Below are 21,094 nucleotides of genomic sequence, written 5' to 3' on the forward strand. Positions count from 1 at the left end.
CCCCCCGGTTCGCCGTTGATCGAGGAACTATGCGATACACCGCACTCACACTCACGGTCGCAGTGCTGCTCGCCGCTGGCGGCGCCGGTGCTGCTACCGTGTCGATGACCACGAGTCCGCAGGGCGCGCTTGCCGCCCAGACGCCTGCGGAGACGGCATCGCCCGCGAACTACACCACCGAGGTAATCGACCCCAACGACCGACTGGAGCCGAGCGACGTCGACGACGCGCGGACGCTCGCGTGGGAGAACCGGACGGTGCGACACCACGTCGACGCCGCTGACTCTCCCCACTTCCACATCGAGGCACTCGACGGCGACCTCCAGGTCTACGTCGCGCGAAACGAGACGGCACCCCCGCGTGTCGTCGCGACGGTAAATCTCGACGCCGGATCGGTGTCTTCTGTCGACCCGCTGGGTAACGTCCGAACGGCTGGTGAGGAGACGACGGTGACTCTGACCTCACAGCGCTCTTCGACCGTCGACGACGGGACCGGTGTGTTCCGGTTCGACGTCGCGTCCGACGAGCGAGTGCTCACCGCTGACGACTCGATTTCGCGTCACGTCTCTCCCCAGAACCGAACGGTCGTGGAGGACAGCGGGAACGGGACGTAATCGGCGCCCGATTTCTATTCTCTTTCTTCTCTTTCGTCGCACTCGGCGCTGGAGCGCGCATGCCGAGTCAAGAGGAACTCGTCGTCCGCTCGGGTAGTAGACTCAGTAGGAAGTGACGGCTCAGAGTAAACTCCTCTTCATAAGGGGCTCTGAGGGGGTAACGTTCATCATTGCCGCCGGTGGGTTTTGGATGGCGATTCCACTAAGGGTTACTCTTCGACCCGTTCCGATGTATCCACTTCGTCGGTGGGATGTCGTTCGCCTTCGGTAGTGTTTCGATAGTTCGACGGCTCAACCCACTATAGCAGTCCTGCATCCGTCAGCCGGCGCCGTTTCCAGCAGATCGATGTCGACCCGCTTCAGGCGTACATCGACGAGTCCAGAAACCGAAGAAACCGTCGGCGTCGACGCTGGAGCCCCACCGACACGCGTTCGACCAGTGGCGGATGTTCATGGAGACATCCGGCCGGGGCGGCGGTTCCGGTCGGTCGCCGAATCGGTCGCGAGCGGCCTCACCTAACCGGTTTTGTGTCTCTGTGTCGTACGTCCCGTATGTCGATCCAGCCACCCCAGCTGCCACCGTGGGGACTCCAGATCGACGAGATCGTCGCGCTGTTCGAAGGACAGCAGACGAGCACGCTCCGCGCCATGTTCGTGTTCGTCGTCGCGCTCGTGGTCGTGTACGTTCTGGCCCGTCTCGTGCTGGTCAGATACGGGACGAAACTGCTGACCGAGCGCCACGTCGACCCCTCGATCGTCAGCCTCGCCAGCCTCGCCGGCCAGATCGTCAGCGCGGCCCTCGCGTTCGGCGTCGCCTTCGCTGTCGCCGGATTCGGCTCCGTCCTCACCGCGCTCTCGGCCGTCAGCGGTGCTATCGTCATCGCCCTCGGTCTCGCGGCGAACGACCTCATCGCGAACCTGCTCGCCGGGCTGTACATCATCAACGAACGGCTGTTCGAGGTCGGGGACTGGATCGAGTGGGACGACAAGCGTGGGCGCGTCGAGCAGATCAGCCTCCGGGTCACGCGCGTCCGGACGTTCGACAACGAACTCGTGGCCGTACCCAACACCGAACTCGCGAACACGGCCATCACCAACCCGGTCGCGTTCGGCCGCCTCCGCATCTCCGTCCAGTTCGACGTCGGCTACGGTGACGTCGACCGGGCGACGGCCATCATCAAGGAGGAAGCCGCGGCGTTCGAGGAGGTGCTTTCCAGTCCGAGCCCCAGCGTCAGAATCACCGAACTGGGCGACACCTACGTCGGGCTGAAGGCACGCATCTGGATGGGGAGGCCATCGCGTTCGGATTTCAACCGGCTCCGGACGCGGTACATCAGGAACGTGCTCCGGCGGTTCGAGCGGGACGGTATCACCCAGGACCCGAACCCCGTCCGCCTCACCGGCGGTATCGACGTCGACGGGCGCCACGACCAACGGCGGCGCACCCCGACCTGACCGCCCCGTCCGTGAGGCATCCGAAGCACCGGAGCTAGCTTTCGGGGGACTGTCGCTTCGGCGACTCGCTCCCCTGTGTGGATTCCTCCGTGAGGGGGTGGTGTCGCCAGTACCACGCGACGAGTAGCGAGACGGCGAACATGATGAATGCGAACGCGACGATGCTGTCTTCGGCGGTCGAATCGGGGAACGCGACCGTCGCGATGAACAGCGCGATGTTGACGTTGCGAGCGGCCGTCCCGAGTGCGAGGATTCGTCGGTTCTGTGGAGTCGGCCCCCCGGTGAGCCAGCCGATTGCGATGGACGCGAGGACGAACAGTGCCATCAACAGGAGCGCTCCGGTTCCGTACAGGATCGCGAGTGCTCGTCGGGCCGTTCCGGGGTTCAGGAGAACGACGAGTACGAGCGCGAGCAGCAGCGTCACGTTGGACAGCGCGATGAGTCCTCTGGTGGCCGGAGCCGCGAGGTCCGGTCGCCGGTCCCGCAGGGCCGCGCCGGCGACGAGTGGGACCACGAGCGCGAGCAGCAGCGGGAGGAGAAGTCGAACGAGCGAGACGCCGATGCCCACCTGCAGTAGCTCCAGCGTGACGAAGACGAGCAGCGGGACGGTCACCGTGGCGACGACGGTCAGGGCGGCGGTGAGTCTGATAGCCTCGTGCGAGTTGCCGCCCGCCATGGTGGCGAGTTGCGGGATGAACGGCGCGCCGGGCGCGACGGCGACGAGCAGGAGCGCGACGAGTATCGAGTCGGGGAGGCCGATGACCGCCCCCAGCAGGGCCGCGAACAGCGGAACCGCGAGCAGGTTCGCGAGTATCCACCGTGCGACGAGGTTGTACTCGCGGGTGGTGCGTCGGACGTCCCCCCGGGTCAACTGCATCCCGAACGCCGTCAGCATCGAGACGAGCGAGATCGTCACGAGGATTCCCTGGACGCTGGTGAGGACGGTGACCAGCGCGTCGACGAGGTCGGTCGCCACCTGCACGCTCGGTCACCGACGAGCCGGTGGCGATGGTGTTGTCCTGCCGCGTTCGAGGAGCGCGTCCGGCTCCTGGCCGCGTCGCCGTCGGTGGAAAATCCAGCGGCGTCTCGCTCTCGGTGCCGACCGTCCGGGTGGCTCAATCGTCATACGTCGCCTCCTCGCGGCGTCGGCTCACGCCGGGCTGTCCGGTGCGTTTGCCCATCTCGCCGGCGACGACGATGAGCAGTCCCATCAGCGTCGCCCCGACGACGAGCATGATAACCACGTTCGGGTCCTCGAAGTTCGCCGCGCCGACCACCAGCGCCGCCGAGACGTTTCGCTGGGCCGTGCCGAGCGCCAGCACCGACCGGCTCTCGTAGGCCGGCCCGCCGAGGAGGAACCCCACGCCGAACGAGACGGCGATGAACACTACCAGCGCGAGGAGTGCGCCGGTCCCGATGACGCTGACCAGCGAATCGACGTTCAACACGAGCATGAGCACGACCAGAAACACCAGCGCCGTGCTGGACACCTGACTCGCAATCGGTTGCAGAGAGTCGGCCGTCTCCGCGTACCGGGCCTTCACGAACAGCCCGGCGGCGAGCGGCAGGAGCATCAGCGTGACCAGCGACCCGGCGATGTCGAGCGGGTTCACCTGCACGCCCGGGAGCAACAGCGGGAGCACGACCGGGACGTAGAGCACCGTCACAACCATCAACAGCACCATCAGCCCCACGCCGAAGGCGACGTCGCCCTCGGCCATCTCCACGAGTTTCGGCAGGAACGGCGCACCGGCGGCGGTCGCGAGGACGACGAGGCCGATGGACTGTGGCTCCGACAGCGGCACCACGAGCAGGATGGCGTACGCCACAAGCGGGACCAGCACGAAGTTGGCCGCCAGCGCCTTCCCCACCATTCGGAGGTCCCGGAGCGGTTCGAGTATCTGCCCGACTGTCAGGCTCAGCCCCATCGCTAACATGCTGGTCACGACGAACACCAACACCGACAGCGTGGCGAGCGATTCGAGGATGACGGCCATGGTCGGTCACTCACCGGAGGTGGCTCCGCTTCGGCCGCCGAGGGCTTTGTTATGCGTCACGAACTCCCGGTAGGCTTCACGCCGCCCGCCGTTCGTTCACCTTACCGGAGACCTCACTTACGGGACCGGTGGCCGGCGGTCACGCCTCTCGTTCTTCGACCAGCAGTTCGACGACGTCCTTCGAGAGTCCGAACAGCACCGGGCCGACGAAGAGACCGAGGAAGCCGAAGACTGCGACGCCGCCGAAGATGCCGAGCACGAGCAGTCCGGGGTTGAGCCGGGCCCCGCGGTGCATCGCCAGCGGGCGGACGACGTTGTCCGACCCGCTGATGACGAAGGTGCCGTACACCAGCAGGCCGACCGCCTCCGGCACGCGCCCCACGGCGAGGAGATAGCCCATCGCGGGAATCCAGACCACGGAGGCGCCGATTATCGGCAGCAGCGACAGGGCGAACGTGACGACGCCCCAGAAGACGATGTTGTCGAACCCGAGGACGAGAAAGCCGATGACCGTCAGTATCGCCTGCAATCCGGCGACGACGACGTTGCCGACCACCGCCGCCCACAGGAGGTCGTCGGTCCGTCCGAGAAGGTCGTCCGTCGCCGTCGGTCCGAGCGGGACCGCCGCCCGGAGCCAGGCTACCAGGTCGTCCCCGTCCCGCAGGAGATAGAAGAAGGAGAACAGGAAGACGACGGTCCCGACGAGGAACGCCGGGATGGCCCCGAGGACGCCGACGAGTCGCCCCACGAGCCCCCGGATTCCGGTCTCGACGGCCCCGACCAGCGGCCCGGCCAGCGCCGGGAGGTCGACGTCGAGTCCGACCCATCGCTGGACGAACGCCTCTATGGCCGCGCCATCCGGACGTTCGGCCCCCTGTATCAGCGACACGGCTTGTTCGGCCGCGACGCCGACGATGAGAAGCAGGGGAACGAGGACGACGAACCCCGTTGCGAGCATCGTCAGGAGGGCGGCGGTGGTCGGCCCGAGTCGGCGCGAGAGGCGACTGCTCACCGGCTCGACGAGGTACGCCAGCAGGCCCGCCGCCAGCACGAACTGGAGGAACGGCACCACGAGGAGGACCGACAGCGTGCCGACCACCAGGAGGAGCAGCCTGAGGAAGGTGGTCGATGGGGGGCCGTCGTGTTCGGTCATCCCAGGTGTCCAGTCGCTCCTGTGGTCGTTCGGGTGGTCGCGTTCGGTTCACTCCTCGTGACGCTCCTCGAGGAGCGATTCGGTCATCCGCTCGCCCATCTTCCCCATCCAGTGGAAGATGCCGTGTCTCGCGAATCCGATGTCCTCGTAGAAGCGTCGCACGTGCTCGCGGTCCTCGTCGTCGATTTCGACGAGATGTACGAGCGGATGGCCCGGCAGGACCCGTGGGTTCGCCAGGATGCCGGCGAGGAACCCGTCGAACGGGGCCTCGACCACGTGTTGCTCCTGTTTGAAGTGGCCGGAGATGACACAGATGGTCTCGCCCTCGTCGACGATGGGCATGGGCCCCCACTTCATGTCGACGAGGCCACCGTGGTCGGCTCGAATCCACGTCTTCTGGTGCTCGCTCGTGAGCACCTTCTGCATCTCCGACCGCTCCGGCGTCGCGTCGGGGTACATCTCGTAGCCCGCCAGCACGTTCTCGACGGCCTGCAGGCCGAGGTCGACGAGCATCGGCTGGAAGCGGTTCGCCTCGCCCATCTCGACGGTGACGATTGGCGTCCCGTTCTCGGTCGCCACCCGCCGGAGCATCCCGGAACTCCCCTCGCCGGAGAGGACGAGCGACAGGCCCGCCGCGTCGACGAGCCGCTGGATGCCCTCGTCGTCCATGTCGGCGCGGCCGTGGAAGACGGTCATCCGGTTGCGCGTCGACGTGTGGAAGTCCAGCCCGAAGTCGCACTTGCTGACGAAGCGGTCCCAGATGATCCGGGCCATCCGCGAGGCGGTCGACCCGCCCTCGGTCCCCGGGAACGACCGGTTGAGGTCCTGGTCGTAGATGGGGAGGTAGCGCTGCTGGGCGATGTAGCCGGGCACGTTCACGACGTGCAGACAGACGATGGTGCCGTGGAGGTCCGCCGGGTCGTAGCGGTCGGCCACCTCGTGGAGCACCTTGACGCCGTTGACCTCGTCGCCGTGGATGGCCGCGCTCAGGCACAGTCGCGGCCCGGCGTACTCCCCGTTGATGACCGTCACCGGTAGTTCGACCGGCCGACCGAGGTACGTCTCGCCCACCTCGTACTGGATGTGTTTGGTCTCGCCGGGGTCGACCTCGGCGTCGTAGCGGAAGGGTCGTGGCGCGTCGTGTTCGGAACTCATGGTGGTCGGTGATTCGATGTCGGCTCGTCGCCGCTGTGAGACTACTACGGAGCCGGCGGGGCTTTGTTATGCAACCGCAACCGGCCGTTCGGTCGGGTGTCCGCGAAACTGGGTCGGCTTACCGGACGACTGCCCCGTCGCCGTGGCGGTGCCGAGCAGGCGGCCCCCCCGGTCGTCTCGGTGAGGGCGTCCGTCTTCCCGCTCGGTCCCTCACTCGTCGCCGGAACCGACGCCGGCCTCGACGGTGGGCGCCCGTTCCACTCGCTCCGTGCGCCGATACGACCCGTAGGCCAGACGGGTGATGCCGCCGAGACCGAGCAGGAGGACGACGGCTTCGACGAGCGGGCCTACCGTCGGTAGCAGCACGAGGAGTCCGACCACGGCCGTCCCGACCAGCAGCCCGGCCCAGCGGTTCTCGACCCGCCTGGCGTCGATGTCGACGAGCGCCAGCGCCCGGGGGACGGCGCCGAGCACCCACAGCCCGACCGTGAACCGGCCGTAGACGGCGCCGACCCACCAGAGGACGAGGTAGACGGCGGCCCCCGCGACGGCCAGCGGGATGCCGAACAGGCTCAGCCCGAGCACCAGCAGCGCGACGGGGACGAGGAACACGACGGCGAGGCCGGCTCCGCCGGTCCGCAACGGGTCGCTGGCACCGAGGTCGGCGACCCGGCGGGAGGCGTTCGGGAAGAGGCCGACCACCAGCAGGCCGAGGACGAGCGTGGCGAGCTGCCAGTAGAGGTCGAAAAAGGAGATGCCCAGCTGCCGGAACGGTCTGAGCTGCAACGGTGGGACCGACGCGGTGGGGCGGCCCAGCCGTTCGGTCGGGTCGACGGCTGGCGTCCGTTCGGGGGGTTCGGAACTCCCGGGGTCGATGGTCAGGACGCCCGCCGTCCCAGCGAGTCCGACGTTCCGACTCGCGCCGCCGTCACCGCCAGTCGCCGCCGACGCGGTGGGTGGAACGACTTCCGCCGACCACCCGAGGGTGCTCGCGTTCCCCTCGAAGGCGAACAGGACGCGGCTCGCGTTGACGGTGCCGACGACCGCACCGCGGTACGCGAACTCCCCGAACGGCTCCGCGAGGTCCACGTCGACCGTCCCGCCGAGGTCCGTCTCCTGGGCACCCGTGTCGAGGCGGCCGTCGACGAGCGCCGTGACCTCGAACCAGCCGGCGACCACGACGAGTTCGCCCGTGAGCGACGCCCGGAGGTCCAACTCCGTGACCACTGGTTCCTGTCGTAGCTGGGCGGTCGTCGTCTCGCCACCCACCGGGCCGGCGATGCCCGCGAGAACGACCGCCACGGCCAGAACGGCGAGGAAGCCCCGGGGAATCGTCGTCATGTGTCGTGGTTCGCCCCGGCGGATGGGCCGTCGCTGGCGGTCTCCGGGCGTTCGACCGGTCGGCCGGGGCACGGCTCGCCCACGTCGTGCTGGCGGTGGCCGACCTCCCGGTGGTCGACACCGGCGTCGTACCGGAACGGACGTGGGGAGTCGTACCCGGTGGCCATGTTCACTCTCTCGCCATGATGCGGTCCAGTTCGGCCTCGTGGTCGACGAACGGTTCGCCGCTGACGTCGACGGTCACCCGTGCGATGTCGCCGGTGAACGCAAACGGCGCGCGGTCGCGGTAGACGTCGCTGACGGCGTTGACGGCGTCTTTTCCACAGCTCAGGCCGGCGACGATGCCGATCATGATTGGAACCGTCTTCGGGAGGTCGATCTGGCCGACCTGCCGGTCGCCGTAGAAGAGGCGGACCGTCCCGGGGACGCCCTCGCCGTTCGGGATGTCGGGCTCGCCGGTCGCCTCGAACTCCATGCGGACCGAGACGTCGCCCTCCGGGAGCGGCTCGTCCGCCGACACCTGATACTCCTCGACGCCGACGTAGTTGTGGACGTAGTGGAGCCGGTTCTCGTCGACGAACAGGCTGTAGCCGCCCGACCGGCTGCCGTGCGCGAGCAGGACGCCCTCGGCACCACCGACGGGCACCGTCAGGTCGGCCGTGATGCTGTGGTCGCGGTTCAGCACTCTCACGGCGGCGTTCTCGGGGACGTGCTGGCCGCCGGGGTGGTAGACGTACTGGTCGCGGGGCTTGCCCGGCTGGGGCCGGGGTTCCGCCAGCCGCTCGACGCCCCGGCCGTCCAGCGGGAGCACGTCGTGTTTGCCGGCCTCGGTCCACCATAACTGGGCCATCTCCAGCACCTTCTCGGGATGTTCGCTCGCCACGTCGTGCGCCTCCGAGAAGTCCTCACGCAGGTTGTACAGCTCCCAGCCGGAGTCCTCCAGACTCGTCGCCGAGAGGGCCTCCGCTGTGATCCGTTGCCCGAAGGGCCACGGACGGACGGCACGCCAGCCGTCGTGGTAGATGGCACGCGTGCCGATCATCTCGAAGTACTGGGTGGTGTGCTGTTCGGGCGCGTCCGATTCGTCGAACGTGTACGCGAAGCTCGTCCCCTCGATGGGCGACTGCGAGTAGCCTTTCACCTCCTCGGGCGGGTCGATGCCGACCGCCTCGTAGATGGTCGGGACGAGGTCGATAGCGTGGACGAACTGCTCGCGGACCTCGCCGCGGGCCTCGATACCGTTGGGCCACGAGACCACCATCGGGTCGCTTGCGCCGCCACGATAGGTCTCGCGCTTCCAGCGGCGGAACGGTGTGTTGCCGGCCCACGTCCAGCCCCACGGGTAGTGGTTGAAGTACTCCGGCCCGCCGAGGTCGTCCATCGCCTCAAGGTTCTCCGCCAGGTCTTCAGGGACGTTGTTGAAGAAGCGGTTCTCGTTGACCGAGCCGGTGGGACCGCCCTCGGCGCTGGCGCCGTTGTCCGAGACGAGCATCACGAGCGTGTTCTCCAACTCGCCGATCTCCTCGAGATAGTCGAGCACCTTGCCGATCTGGGCGTCGGTGTGCTCAAGGAACCCCGCGAACACCTCCATCATCCGGCTGTAGAGCCGTTGTTCGTCCTCGGAGAGCGAGTCCCACCGCTGAACGTCTTCGTTCTGCGGGGAGAGGTCGGTGTCCTCTGGGACGACACCCAGCTGCTTCTGTTGTTCGAGGATCTGCTCGCGGGCTTCGTCCCAGCCCATGTCGAACTCGCCTTCGTACTTGTCGGCCCACTCCTGTGGGACCTGATGGGGGGCGTGACACGCCCCGGGACAGAAGTACGTGAAGAACGGCTTGTCGGGGTCGACCTGTTTGGCGTCGCCGATGAACTCGATGGCCCGCTGGGCGAGGTCCTCGGTCAGGTGATAGCCTTCCTCGGGCGTTGCTGGGGGCTCCGTCTGGTGGTTGTCGTGGACCAGTCCGGGCGTGTACTGGTCGGTGTCGCCGCCGAGGAACCCGTAGAACCGCTCGAATCCTCGCTGTAACGGCCACTGGTCGTACGGGCCCGCTGCGCTCGTCGACTCGGCCGGGGTCAGGTGCCACTTCCCGAGGTGGAACGTGCTATAGCCCTCTTCGACGAGCGCCTCCGAAATCATCCCGTTCTCGTGGGGGATGTGGCCGTTGTAGCCCGGGAACCCCGTCGACGCCTCGGCGATGCCAGCCATCGCGTTCGAGTGGTGATTCCGGCCGGTGAGCAGACACGACCGCGTCGGCGAACAGAGCGCCGTCGTGTGGAAGTTGTTGTACCGGAGGCCGTTCTCGGCGAGCCGGTCGATGTTCGGGGTGTCGATCAGTCCTCCATAGCAGCCGAGCTGTCCGAACCCGACGTCGTCGAGCGTTATCAGCAGGACGTTCGGTGCGTCCTCAGGGGCCTGCGTCTGCTCGGGCCACCAGGGTTCGGATTCGTCGTACGTCCGGCCGATGTGGCCGTGAAATTCTTGGTCTGGCATTGTGTTCTGAGGTTACTCTCTCGCCATGATGCGGTCCAGCTCGGCCTCCTCGTGGACGAACGGCTCGCCGCTGACGTCGACGGTCACCCGTGCGATGTCGCCCGTGAACGCGAACGGCGTGCGGTCCCGGTACTCGTCGGTGACGGCGTTGACGCTGTCCTTGCCGCAACTCAGGCCGGCGGTGAGGCCGGTCGTGATGGGCGTCGTCACCGGAATCTCGCCCTCCCCGACCTGTTTGTCGTCGTAGTAGAGCCGAACCGTCGCCGGGACACCCTTCCCGTTCGCCACGTCCGCCTCGCCGGTCGCCTCGAACTCCATCCGGACCGAGACGTCGCCCTCGGGGAGCATCTCGTCGGCGACCACCTCGTACTCCTCGACGCCGACGTAGTTGTGGACGTACTTCAGGCGGTTCTCGTCGACGTACAGCGAGTACCCTCCCGACCGGGAGCCGTGGGCGAGCAAGGCACCCTCGGCGCCACCGACGGGCACGACCAAGTCCGCGGTGATGCTGTGGTCGCGGTTGAACACCCTGACAGCAGCGTTCTCGGGGATGTACTGGCCGCCGGGGTGGTAGACGTAGGTGTCGCGGGGCTTGCCCGGCTGGGGCCGGGCCTCCGCGAGTCGCTGGGTGCCGCGACCGTCCAGCGGCAGGACGTCGTGTTTGCCTGCCTCGGTCCACCATAACTGGGCCATCTCCAGCACCTTCTCGGGATGTTCGCTCGCCACGTCGTGCGCCTCCGAGAAGTCCTCCGCGACGTGGTACAGCTCCCAGCCGGAGTCTTCGAGTCTGGTCGCCGAGAGGGCCTCGGCCGTCATCGGTTCGCCGAACGGCCAGGGGTGAACCGCGCGCCAGCCGTCGTGGTAGATGGCTCGCGTCCCGAGCATCTCGAAGTACTGGGTGGTGTGCTGTTCGGGCGCGTCCGGTTCGTCGAACGTGTACGCGAAACTCGTCCCCTCGATGGGCGACTGCGAGTAGCCCTTTATCTCCTCGGGCGGGTCGATGCCGACCGCGTCGTAGATGGTCGGGACGAGGTCGATGGCGTGGACGAACTGCTCGCGGATTTCGCCGCGAGCGTCGATGCCGTTCGGCCAGGAGACGATGAAGGGATCGCTCGCCCCGCCGCGGTAGGTCTCCCGCTTCCAGCGTTGGAACGGCGTGTTGCCGGCCCACGTCCAGCCCCACGGGTAGTGGTTGAAGTGCTCGGGACCGCCGAGCGTGTCCATCGCTTCGAGGTTGTCCTCCAGGTCTTCGGGGACGTTGTTGAAGAAGCGGTTCTCGTTGACCGAGCCGGTGGGACCGCCCTCGGCGCTGGCGCCGTTGTCCGAGACGAGCATCACGAGCGTGTCGTCGAGTTCGCCGATCTCCTCGAGGTAGTCGAGCACCTTCCCGATCTGGGCGTCGGTGTGCTCCAGGAACCCCGCGAACACCTCCATCATCCGGGCGTACAACTGCTGTTCGTCCTCGGAGAGGGAGTCCCAGCGGTCCACGTCGGGGTTCTGCGGCGAGAGGTCCGTGCCGTCCGGGACGACGCCCAGCTGCTTCTGCTGTTCGAGGATCTTCTCGCGGGCCTCGTCCCAGCCCATGTCGAACTCGCCTTCGTACTTGTCGGCCCACTCCTTGGGAACCTGGTGAGGGGCGTGACACGCCCCGGGACAGAAGTACGTGAAGAAGGGTTTGTCGGGGTCGACCTGTTTGGCGTCGCCGATGAACTCGATGGCCCGCTGGGCGAGGTCCTCGGTGAGGTGATAGCCTTCCTCCGGGGTCGCCGGCGGCTCCGTCTGGTGGTTGTCGTGGACCAGTGCGGGCGTGTACTGGTCGGTGTCGCCGCCGAGGAACCCGTAGAACCGCTCGAACCCGCGGTTGAGCGGCCACTGGTCGTAGGGACCGGCGGCGCTCGTCGACTCGGCCGGCGTGAGATGCCACTTGCCGAGCGCGTAGGTACTGAAGCCTTCCTCGACGAGCGCTTCCGAGACCATCCCGTTCTCGTGGGGGATGTGGCCGTTGTAGCCCGGGAACCCCGTCGAGATCTCGGTGATGCCGGCCATGGCGTTCGAGTGGTGATTGCGACCGGTCAGGAGACACGACCGGGTGGGTGAACACAGCGCCGTCGTGTGGAAGTTGTTGTACCGGAGGCCGTTCTCTGCGAGGCGGTCGATGTTCGGGGTGTCGATGAGTCCGCCGTAACAGCCGAGTTGACCGAAGCCGACGTCGTCGAGCGTTATCAGCAGAACGTTCGGCGCGTCCTCGGGGGCCTGCGTCTGCTCGGGCCACCAGGGTTCGGATTCGTCGTACGTCCGGCCGATGTGGCCGTGAAATTCTTGGTCTGGCATGGATGTTCTGTGTAGGGCCCACCGACGCGGTGCCACTGAGGGCCCGCGCACGGCGCTGGCCGCGGGTCTCGGAGGCCTACCGACGGTTCACTCGGCATATCAGCACTTTGTAATCACGACACTATCGGGGAGTTCGCTCGGCTTAGCGGTCCGAAACTCGAGGTTATCGCTCTCGCCGCCGTGGTCCGCCGTCCGCGCCAGTCCCTCTCACGTCGGCGTCCGTTCGCGCCGCGGTGCCGGCCACGGGCGGAACTGCCTATCTGTCGGTCGGTAGGTGCCGTTTGACCGTCGCAACGGTGCTCCGGCTATTTGTACTGGTCTGTCGACGTGTCGACTGCGATGAAACGATTACTCGTGACTGCGATAGTCGCACTGGTCGGCATGGTCGCCATCGTGGCTATCACGCGCCGACGCAAGCACCGATCGGACGAATCCTAACAGCGACCCGTCTCCACCGCCGGCTCCGGAGCGAGCCGCCCTGTTCTCGGTGTCTCCCCGATGTCGGCGGTCACGCTCGCGTTCCTCGCGGTCCCGTTCCTCGAATCGCGCGGACGGAGCCGAACCGTCACGCGGTCGCTGTCGTCACCGTCGTCCGACTCGAGGACGTACGTGCCGGGCTCAAGCCCCTCGGTGTCGAGATAGACCGTCCACACGCCGTCGGCTTCCCAGGTGTCAGTCGCGGCGAACGCGACGACGCGGCCGGTCGCCCCGTCGACGGCGTCGACGGTGACGACGGTGTCCGCTGGTTTGCGGTTCGTGAGTCCACGGACGCGCAGCGTCTCCCCGACGTGGACGGTGTCGACGCCGGTCGGGTTCGCCGTCACCGGGCCGACGGTTTCGATGCTCGTCCGGCCGTCGACGAACCAGAACGTGTCCACGAGCGCGAGGTCGTCGCTCCCGCTGTCGTTCACCGTCTGTTCGAACATGAAGTCCTGTATCTGCTCGCGGGTCTTCGCCGTTCGGTTCGCCCGTGCCCGGCGGATGCGCTCGCGGGTGGTCTCGTCGAGCGTCTCCAGGCTGGCCCGGGTGATGCCGCCGACCTCCCCGTCGCCGACGACGCCGTCACGCCCCGGCGAGTAGACCGTGGCCGCGATCGACCCCTTGCTGAGCGACGTCCCTCTCGCAGTGGTGAGCGCGACGTCGGCCTCGAACACGCCGTCGTCGCCGACGTCGAGTATCTCGGTGGCGACCCGCCCCCGGCGGTCGAGCATCGCGACGAGCACCTCGTCGACGCCGGCCGCGACCCCCCGGACCCGCACGTCCCCGTCCTCGACGGCGACCTGTCCCGCGATGTCTTCGAACACCGTTGGAGCGGACTGCACGCGGCCGTCCTGGCTGACCGGGACGAGCGACGCCGAGCAGCCGACCGGTTCCCGTGCCGTCACCCGACCCGAATCGACGCTCGCGCCGGTCGCGGCGACCGCGACCACGCCGACCACGGTGATGGCGACGAGGGCATCATCCACCATCGCTCGGCCCCGGCCACCCGCCCTCGGTTGGGAGCGTCCGACGCCCGCCGCGACCGCCCCGGCTCATATTCATATAGCATCGATGGCGGCGGTGACCGCGAGGACGAAGGCGTCGTCCTCGCCGGGCATCACCTCGACGCCGTAGGTGTCACGCACGCGGAACCAGCGTTTCGAGACCCGGGCGACGACCTGCCCGTTCCGCGTGATGGTGTACTCGTGGTCGACGATGTTCCCGCGGACGTGTAGCGGCGGCCCCCCGACGACCTGGACGTCGAAGCGGTCCCGGAGCGGCGTCACGAGCGCCTTCTGGATGGTCGCCACTGTCCGGCCCTCCCGTTCGATGACCATCGTCTTCTTGACGCGTATCATCCGCTCCTGGACGGTGTAGAGCGGCTGTCCCCTCGGGGTCTGTATCTTGATGGTGTTGCGCACCCGGAGCGCCTTCCCGTCGACCCGGTACGCCGGCGCGCCCCCCGCCGTCTCGATGACGAAGTCGTTGCCGAACGAGACGAGTTTCTCGCGCATCCGGTAGCGCGTCGGTTGCGCCGCTTGTGGGGTGCCACCGGCGGGCGTCGTGCCCTGTCGTCGGGCCTGCCGCCGCTGTCGTCGGCCAGCCGGCGTCATGGGCTCCCCGCTGGCGAGTCGGTGTCGTCCGTCGGTCGTGGGTCGTGGCGTTGCATGGTGTTCTCCTCGGGTCGGTGTTCGGTGGGCCGTTCGGCCGGTCGCTACACGTCGTGTTGGCCACCGTTCTGGGTCGTACGGCCGGCATGCACCACCGGTCGCCGACGCTTCGTTACTCGCCTCCATCCGACGGTACGTCCGGCGTTTCCACCGCGAAATCCGTGCTTATCGAGCGTCGTCGACGGAGTCCTGTTGCCGGTCGCGGACGTTCCAGTAGACGGCACGGACGGCGAGCGCCGCGCGGACCCTTCCGGCGATGTGGTTGTCCAGTCCCTCCCGGAACGTCCGGTCGGTGATGGCGTGGACGGCGAAGTACAGCGCGGAGAACACCGAGAGGAACCCCGAGATGCGCACGAGTTCGCCGGTCACGGTGATCGGTTCGCGAGACAGGGTGACGGTGAACAGGGGCGTGGTGGGACGGCCGACGAGTTCGACGATGACGTCGGTGGGAATCGCCAGCACGCCGAACAGCAGGAAGAACCCCAGGACGCCGAGCGTCACGCCCATCACGTACACGAAGGTGGTGAACGTCGCCATGACGAGGACGTTGCGTCGCTCGGCCGGGGAGAGGGGCGGCACGGCGTCCGGACGGAGTTCGGTCGTCGACGCGATGTCGGCGACTGGGGAGTTCGCAGCGAGGTCGCGTATCTCCTCGGGCGTGTCGACGGCCGGGAGCCTCTCGAACTCCCCGGTGACCCCACGGTACAGGGTCAACAGCGTCACGGCCAGGAACAACAGCAGTAGCAACAGGTATCGAAGCACGGAGGTCGACGTGAGGCTGTCCCACGCCGTGGCGTTGAAGATGAGGAAGGTCACCGCAAGCAGGAGGAGCGGGAACGTACGCACCACCAGTCGCCGGGCGAGATCCACCCGTCGACCCACCTGCACCACGCTCCAGACGGCCATCGGCAGGAGCCCGTAGCTCGTCGCGTAGTAGATGGCGGCGAGCTGAGCCGCGTTCACAAGGACCGTCGCCACGGCCGCCTCCGGCGTCCCAACGAGGAGGTCTATCACGGCTGGGACGAACAGGAACACGCCGACCTCCACTGGCCCGACCGTCGCCGGGCGGGCGAGTGGCGGCCGTCCACGGGCGAGATTGACGGCGGCCCAGACACCGACGAGCACGAGGAAGGTCCCGAGGACGGCAAGGAGGGTCTGCGAGAGCGGCCGGGCAGGGGAGACGGTGGTGGTCACCGAGAACAGAAACGCGAGGGCCAACACCGGAACCGACCGGGGAAGGACGTTCCCGGTCGCGGTGTACTCGGCGATGAAATGTGGAAGTCCCTGCCGGACGAACCACCGTTCGGTCTCCGCGACGGTGGACTCGGTCCGGGCGTCGACACCGCGGTCGCCCCCTCCGACGAGCATACGGTCCGTCACGCCGGCCATCCCCGTTCTGTCACCGGCGTTCGGTGCTCATCCGCTCGATCCCCGGTCCGGCATCGGAGTCGCCTCCGTGGGGGTCGCCGTCCCGTTCGCAGTCCCGTCGGCCGCGGCCGGTCGGACCGTCACGGTGACGCGGTCCGAGTCGTCGCCGTCGTCCGCTTCGACGACGTACGTTCCGGGTTCGACGCCAGTCGTGTCGACCTCGACCGACCAGACGCCGTCGAGTCTCCACTCGTCCGTGCCGGCGGAGTCGAACGCCTGCGGGGCCGGCCCGTCGACCACGTCGACGGCGATGAAGGTGTCGTCGGGCTTGCGGTTCGTGGTGCCCCGAACGACCAGCGGTTCGCCGACGCGAACGGAGTCGGTCACCGTCACGGTCCCGTTCACGACGGTCCGCGCGCCGGCGGCCGCGATGGTCGTCCGGCCGTCCGTGTACCGGAAGAGGTCGATGAGCGCGAGGTCGTCGCTCCCGCTGTCGTTGATGCTCTCCTCGTAGAACAGGTCGAGCACCTGCTGTTGGGTCCGCCGCACGGTCCGGTTGCCGATCTGCTCGCGGACCTTCGCCCGCGTGCTCTCGTCGAGCGCCGCGAGGTCGGCGCGGGTGAACCCGGTTATCTCGCCGTCGCCCACGACCCCGTCACGCCCCGGTGAGAACACCACGGCCACGATGGGGCCCTCGCTCAGGTCCCTGCCCTCGATGGTGCGCAGGGCGACGTCCTCGTCGAAGCGGTCGTCGTCGTCGACGGTGACTATCTCCGAGGCGATCCGCCCCCGCCGGTCGATCATGGTGACGAGCACCTCGTCGACGCCCGATGCCCGACCGAGGACGCCGACCTCCGCGTCCTCGGTGGCGACCTGTCCGCCGATGTCCCGGAACACGGTCGGGGCGAACACGACCCGGGTCTCGGCCCCGGTCCCGTTCCCCGTGCTCCCGGAGTCGTTCTGTACGGCCGTGAACGCGGTCCGGCGCTCGTCGCCCGGATGCTGTGCACCGAGTGCGGTCCCGGCGACCAACAGCAGGAACACGGTCAGACAGACGGCGATTCGCTTGCTGGTGTGGATGTGTGAGGTCATGTGGCGTGTCAGGTGTCGAAGCCGCTCACTCCGGCTCCACGATACACCGGAAGCCGACGTGGCTCGTCGACGTGTCGACCGGCTCCGGGTACCGCGCGGCGGGCCGATACCGGAAGCAGTAGTTCGGGTCACAGAGATGCGACCCGCCTTTGAGCACCTTCCGTGGAATCCCGGCGGGGTCTCTCGGGTCGACGCTGTTCGCTTCGTCGACGCCCCGCGGGTTCGTCGGCGTACAGCACGACGGCGAGGCGTCGTCGCCCGCCTCGGGGTCGTCGCTGTACCAGTCCCGCGTCCAGTCCCAGACGTTGCCCGCGACGTCGAACAGGCCGTAGCCGTTCGCCGGGAACTCGCCGACCGGCGAGGTCCGCTCGTAGCCGTCGCGGACGGCGTTCTCGTGGGGGAACTCGCCCTGCCAGCTGTTCGCCATCGGCTCGCCGTCGGGCTCGTGCTCGTCGCCCCAGACGAACCGTTTCCCGTCGAGGCCGCCGCGGGCGGCCCGCTCCCACTGGGCCTCCGTCGGGAGTCGCTTGCCGGCCCACTCGGCGAACGCCACCGCGTCCTCGTAGGCGACGTGGACGACCGGATGGTCGAGTTTCCCGTCGACGTCGCTGTCCGGGCCGAGGGGGTGTCGCCAGTCGGCGCCGGGGACGTACTCCCACCACTCGTTCGGGTTCCGGAGGTCGACCGGGCCGTCCGGCTTCGTGAACACCGCCGACCCCGGAACCAGGTTCTCCGGGTCCGCTCCGGGGTAGTCGTCGGGGTCGGGGTCGCGTTCGGCGACCGTCGTGTAGCCCGTGTCCTCGACGAACGCGGCGAACTCCCGGTTCGTCGTGGGCGTCCGATCCATCCAGAAGCCGTCGACTTCGACCTCGCGGACCGGGCGCTCCTCCGGGTAGAACTCGGTCGAGCCCATCCGGAAGGTGCCGCCCGGAATCCAGACCATCTCCGGCTCCGGCGGCTCGCTGGGGGGGTTCGTTCCGCTGGCAGGTGCGTCTCGTGACATGGTGGCGTCGTGACGGGTCGCCCGCCCGTCGACGTCGGGGCAGGTAGGACGCCAGTTCACCACGACCGCTGATTGTTACTCGTCGCCCAACCCGGAGTAAGGAACCGTCGCGTTGGGATAAGCCGCTGTTACGGGCGGCCCGTCCCCGCGGCCGCGAGGCTCGGCGGCGACCCTACCGCTCTCGGTCCGAATCGTCAGCCGCGTCGGGAAAGCAGTCGGCACAGTAGACGGCGGTCTCCAGCCGCTCGGCCGTCGCCAGCGGTGCGAGCTGGTAGCGCCGCTGGTCGTCCATCGCCACGTCCGTCGGGTCGTGTATCTCCCAGTAGTCGTCGCGCGGTTCGAGGAACACCGGTCGCAGGGCCGCGGTCAGCTCGTCCGGCATAGCTCGACTGCCCACGTCCACCGGCAAAGCCGTTCGCCCCGACGCTTCCGGTCGAAAACAACCTGGTAACAACGTTGAGACGCGGCGTCAAAACAACCTGGTAACAACGTTGAGACGCGGCGTCGTCGAACTGCGCGTATGGCCGACGCGACCACGACCGACGTGACGATACCGGCCGACGGCGTCGCTCTCGACGGCGAACTGGTCCTGCCCGAGGGCGCGACGGGGCTCGTTGTGTTCGCCCACGGGAGCGGGAGCAGTCGACACAGCCCGCGCAACAGCTACGTCGCGGGCGTGCTCCACGAGTACGGCCTCGGGACGCTACTGTTCGACCTGCTGACCGAGCGGGAGGACCGGAGCTACGAGACCCGGTTCGACATCGAGTTGCTGACGGCGCGACTGCTCGCGGCGACCGACTGGCTCCGCGAGCGCGAGGACACCCGGGGACTCCGGCTCGGCTACTTCGGGTCGAGCACCGGCGCGGCGGCCGCGCTCCGGGCGGCCGCCGAGCGCGGCGACGACGTGGGCGCGGTCGTCTCGCGGGGCGGCCGGGTCGACATGGCCGCCGAGCGACTGCCCGAGATGCGGGCCGCGACGCTGTTCGTCGTCGGCGGCGCGGACACGCAGGTGCTCGAACTGAACCGCGACGCTTTCGAGCGACTCGACTGTACCAAGGAGCTGGAAGTCATCGAGGCCGCCGGCCACCTGTTCGAGGGTCCGGGCGAACTCGAGGCCGTCGCCGAACTCGCGGCCGAGTGGTTCCGGGAGCATCTCGGCTGACCGACCGGTGTGTGACGGCGACACACGACCGGTCAACCGTTAATCCCGACTCCGTCCTCCTACCGACCGATGGGACCCACTCGCCGGCAGTTCCTCGCGGCGGCCGGGCTCGGTGCGCTCGCGGGCTGTTCCACCCGAATAGACGGTGACCGCGACCGGGCGGACAGCCCGACGGCGACCACGCCGAGCCCCACCGCGACGTCGGTGCCCGGCGACAGCGTCGTCCCGACGGCCGACGAGCGCCTGCCGTTGCCGATGTCCCCCGGGGAACTCGAATCGCGGGCGGTCTCGGGCGGCCCGCCGAAAGACGGCATCCCCTCAATCGACGACCCCTCGTTCGTCCGCCCCGGCGCCGCCGACTTCCTCGACCGGGGCGACCCCGTGTTCGGGGTGGCGGTCGACGGCGCCGTGAAGGCGTATCCGCAGAAGATACTCGTCCACCACGAAATCGTCAACGACCGGCTCGGCGACCTCGCGGTCGCGGTGACGTACTGCCCGCTGACCGGCACCGTCCAGGGGTTCGAGCGCGGCGAGACGACGTTCGGCGTCTCCGGGCGGCTGATAAACAACAACCTCGTCATGTACGACCGCGCGACCGAGACCTGGTGGCCGCAGATACTCGCCACCTCGATTCCGGGGCCGTGGAACCGGTCGCCCGGCACACACTCGCTCCGCGAGTTCCGACTCGTGTGGACGACGTGGGGCCAGTGGGTGGACCACCATCCAGACACGCGAGTGCTCTCGACGGAGACCGGCTACGCCCGCAACTACGGGAACGACCCGTACGGCTCGTACAACCCCGTCAGCGGCTACTACGAGACGGAGAGCACGCTGTTTGCCGTCCTCAACGAGGACGACCGGTTCGGCCGGAAGCGCGTGTTCATGGGCGCACGAACGCCCGACGGCGCCGCTGGCGTCGACAAGTCGACGCTCCTGGACGAGCGGGTCGTGACCGGCGAGATGGGCGACACACCGGTCGTCGCCGTCGCCGACCCGCGGCTCGATACCGGCTACGTCTACCTCAACCCCGACGGAAGGGAGGTGACCGCCGACGAGGCGACGGTGCGGGTGGACGGCACCGCCCACGACCCCGACAGCCTGCCGCTGGAGGGGGTCCACACGTTCGACGCGATGTGGTTCGCCTGGCACGGCTACTACCCCGAGACGGATGTCTATGCGTGACCGTATCCCACTGGGTCGGCTCGGTGCCGCCGTCGCCAGCACGCGGGCCGGCGTGCGGGCGGTGTTCGGCCGCCGCGACGCCAGGCTGGTCGTCGCCGGGACCACCGTCGGCTACCTCCTCGTCTACCTGTACGCGCTCGGGCATCTCGCCCCGGGTATCGGCGGGTTCGAGGTGGTCGTCGTCGCGGACGCGCTCTCGACGTTCGTCCGGCCGGCGCTCGGCCCGCTCTCCTTTACACCGGTCGCTCGCGTCACGCTGGGGCCGGTCACCTACCTGTTCTCGCTGAACACGCTGTTGGGCCTCGGTGTCGCCGTTCTCGTCGGGCTGAACCTGGGGCTCACGTATCTCGCGTGGCGACAGCCCGCCGCCTGCGGCGTCGGCTCCTCGTCGTCCGGTCTGCTCGCGAGCGTCCCGGCCGTGCTGTCGGGCACCGCCTGCTGTGGCCCGGTCGTCCTCATCGTGCTGGGTATCCAGGCGTCGGGCATCGTCGTGGCGGCGTTCCAGTTCCTGTTGCCCGTCGCGGTCGTCCTGCTGGTCGGGAGCCTCCTGCTCGTCGGCCGGCAGATCGACCCGGCGCGGCTGTGAGGCGGGCGTCCCGGCCA

Annotated in this window: 19 protein-coding genes; 5 read left to right on the forward strand and 14 right to left on the reverse strand. The window is 68.3% G+C overall.

The window, feature by feature from the left end:
* Positions 1-29 precede the first annotated feature (29 nt).
* Both NL112_RS09155 and NL112_RS09160 read left to right on the forward strand, forming a co-directional pair.
* Positions 30-614: a hypothetical protein gene (locus NL112_RS09155; protein WP_255152424.1), complete on the forward strand. Its 585-nt coding sequence runs from the start codon at positions 30-32 to the stop codon at positions 612-614.
* A gap of 552 nt (positions 615-1,166) precedes the next feature.
* A complete protein-coding gene (locus tag NL112_RS09160) occupies positions 1,167-2,069 on the forward strand; it encodes a mechanosensitive ion channel family protein (protein WP_255152426.1) in 903 nt (300 codons plus the stop codon).
* 34 nt (positions 2,070-2,103) lie between these two features.
* On the opposite strand, the gene NL112_RS09165 is transcribed toward NL112_RS09160, so the two are convergent.
* The 14 genes from NL112_RS09165 to NL112_RS09230 form a co-directional block, all read right to left on the reverse strand.
* Complete coding sequence (locus NL112_RS09165; protein ID WP_255152428.1) at positions 2,104-3,051, reverse strand: bile acid:sodium symporter family protein; 948 nt, start codon at positions 3,049-3,051, stop codon at positions 2,104-2,106.
* A gap of 133 nt (positions 3,052-3,184) precedes the next feature.
* Positions 3,185-4,066 carry a bile acid:sodium symporter family protein gene (locus tag NL112_RS09170; protein WP_255152430.1) on the reverse strand — a complete coding sequence of 294 codons (882 nt, stop codon included), beginning with the start codon at positions 4,064-4,066 and terminating at the stop codon, positions 3,185-3,187.
* A gap of 139 nt (positions 4,067-4,205) precedes the next feature.
* Entirely contained in the window at positions 4,206-5,219 is a 1,014-nt protein-coding gene (locus NL112_RS09175) for an AI-2E family transporter (protein WP_255152431.1), read from the reverse strand.
* Positions 5,220-5,267: 48 nt separating this feature from the next.
* Entirely contained in the window at positions 5,268-6,374 is a 1,107-nt protein-coding gene (locus tag NL112_RS09180) for a succinylglutamate desuccinylase/aspartoacylase family protein (protein WP_255152433.1), read from the reverse strand.
* A 210-nt stretch (positions 6,375-6,584) separates the two neighbouring features.
* Positions 6,585-7,715, reverse strand: coding sequence for a DUF8173 domain-containing protein (locus NL112_RS09185; RefSeq protein ID WP_255152435.1), 1,131 nt, complete (start codon positions 7,713-7,715; stop codon positions 6,585-6,587).
* Positions 7,712-7,882: a hypothetical protein gene (locus NL112_RS09190; RefSeq protein WP_255152437.1), complete on the reverse strand. Its 171-nt coding sequence runs from the start codon at positions 7,880-7,882 to the stop codon at positions 7,712-7,714. Before NL112_RS09190 ends, NL112_RS09185 begins: the two co-directional genes overlap by 4 nt.
* Before the next feature lie 2 nt (positions 7,883-7,884).
* On the reverse strand, positions 7,885-10,203 hold the full coding sequence (locus NL112_RS09195; protein WP_255152439.1) for an arylsulfatase: 2,319 nt from the start codon (positions 10,201-10,203) through the stop codon (positions 7,885-7,887).
* Positions 10,204-10,215: 12 nt separating this feature from the next.
* Positions 10,216-12,534, reverse strand: a complete 2,319-nt coding sequence (locus NL112_RS09200) for an arylsulfatase (RefSeq protein ID WP_255152441.1) — start codon at positions 12,532-12,534, stop codon at positions 10,216-10,218.
* A gap of 434 nt (positions 12,535-12,968) precedes the next feature.
* A complete protein-coding gene (locus tag NL112_RS09205) occupies positions 12,969-14,003 on the reverse strand; it encodes a hypothetical protein (RefSeq protein ID WP_255152444.1) in 1,035 nt (344 codons plus the stop codon).
* A gap of 69 nt (positions 14,004-14,072) precedes the next feature.
* A complete protein-coding gene (locus NL112_RS09210; protein ID WP_255152445.1) occupies positions 14,073-14,627 on the reverse strand; it encodes an LURP-one-related/scramblase family protein in 555 nt (184 codons plus the stop codon).
* Positions 14,628-14,849: 222 nt separating this feature from the next.
* A complete protein-coding gene (locus tag NL112_RS09215) occupies positions 14,850-16,052 on the reverse strand; it encodes a hypothetical protein (RefSeq protein ID WP_255152446.1) in 1,203 nt (400 codons plus the stop codon).
* A gap of 48 nt (positions 16,053-16,100) precedes the next feature.
* Positions 16,101-17,144 carry a hypothetical protein gene (locus tag NL112_RS09220; protein ID WP_255152448.1) on the reverse strand — a complete coding sequence of 348 codons (1,044 nt, stop codon included), beginning with the start codon at positions 17,142-17,144 and terminating at the stop codon, positions 16,101-16,103.
* 25 nt (positions 17,145-17,169) lie between these two features.
* Positions 17,170-18,147, reverse strand: coding sequence for a formylglycine-generating enzyme family protein (locus NL112_RS09225; RefSeq protein WP_255152449.1), 978 nt, complete (start codon positions 18,145-18,147; stop codon positions 17,170-17,172).
* A 172-nt stretch (positions 18,148-18,319) separates the two neighbouring features.
* Positions 18,320-18,529 (reverse strand): hypothetical protein, encoded by a 210-nt coding sequence (locus tag NL112_RS09230; RefSeq protein ID WP_255152450.1) that lies wholly within the window; start codon positions 18,527-18,529, stop codon positions 18,320-18,322.
* Positions 18,530-18,667: 138 nt separating this feature from the next.
* On the opposite strand from NL112_RS09230, the gene NL112_RS09235 reads away from it, so the two are divergent.
* The 3 genes from NL112_RS09235 (at position 18,668) to NL112_RS09245 (ending at position 21,077) form a co-directional block, all read left to right on the forward strand.
* Positions 18,668-19,309, forward strand: a complete 642-nt coding sequence (locus NL112_RS09235) for a dienelactone hydrolase family protein (protein WP_255152451.1) — start codon at positions 18,668-18,670, stop codon at positions 19,307-19,309.
* 69 nt (positions 19,310-19,378) lie between these two features.
* Complete coding sequence (locus NL112_RS09240) at positions 19,379-20,491, forward strand: DUF3179 domain-containing protein (RefSeq protein ID WP_255152453.1); 1,113 nt, start codon at positions 19,379-19,381, stop codon at positions 20,489-20,491.
* On the forward strand, positions 20,484-21,077 hold the full coding sequence (locus NL112_RS09245; protein WP_255152455.1) for a hypothetical protein: 594 nt from the start codon (positions 20,484-20,486) through the stop codon (positions 21,075-21,077). Before NL112_RS09240 ends, NL112_RS09245 begins: the two co-directional genes overlap by 8 nt.
* The last annotated feature ends 17 nt before the right edge of the window (positions 21,078-21,094 follow it).

It is taken from the genome of Halorarius halobius, from assembly GCF_024298865.1.
Classification (GTDB): domain Archaea; phylum Halobacteriota; class Halobacteria; order Halobacteriales; family Haloarculaceae; genus Halorarius; species Halorarius halobius.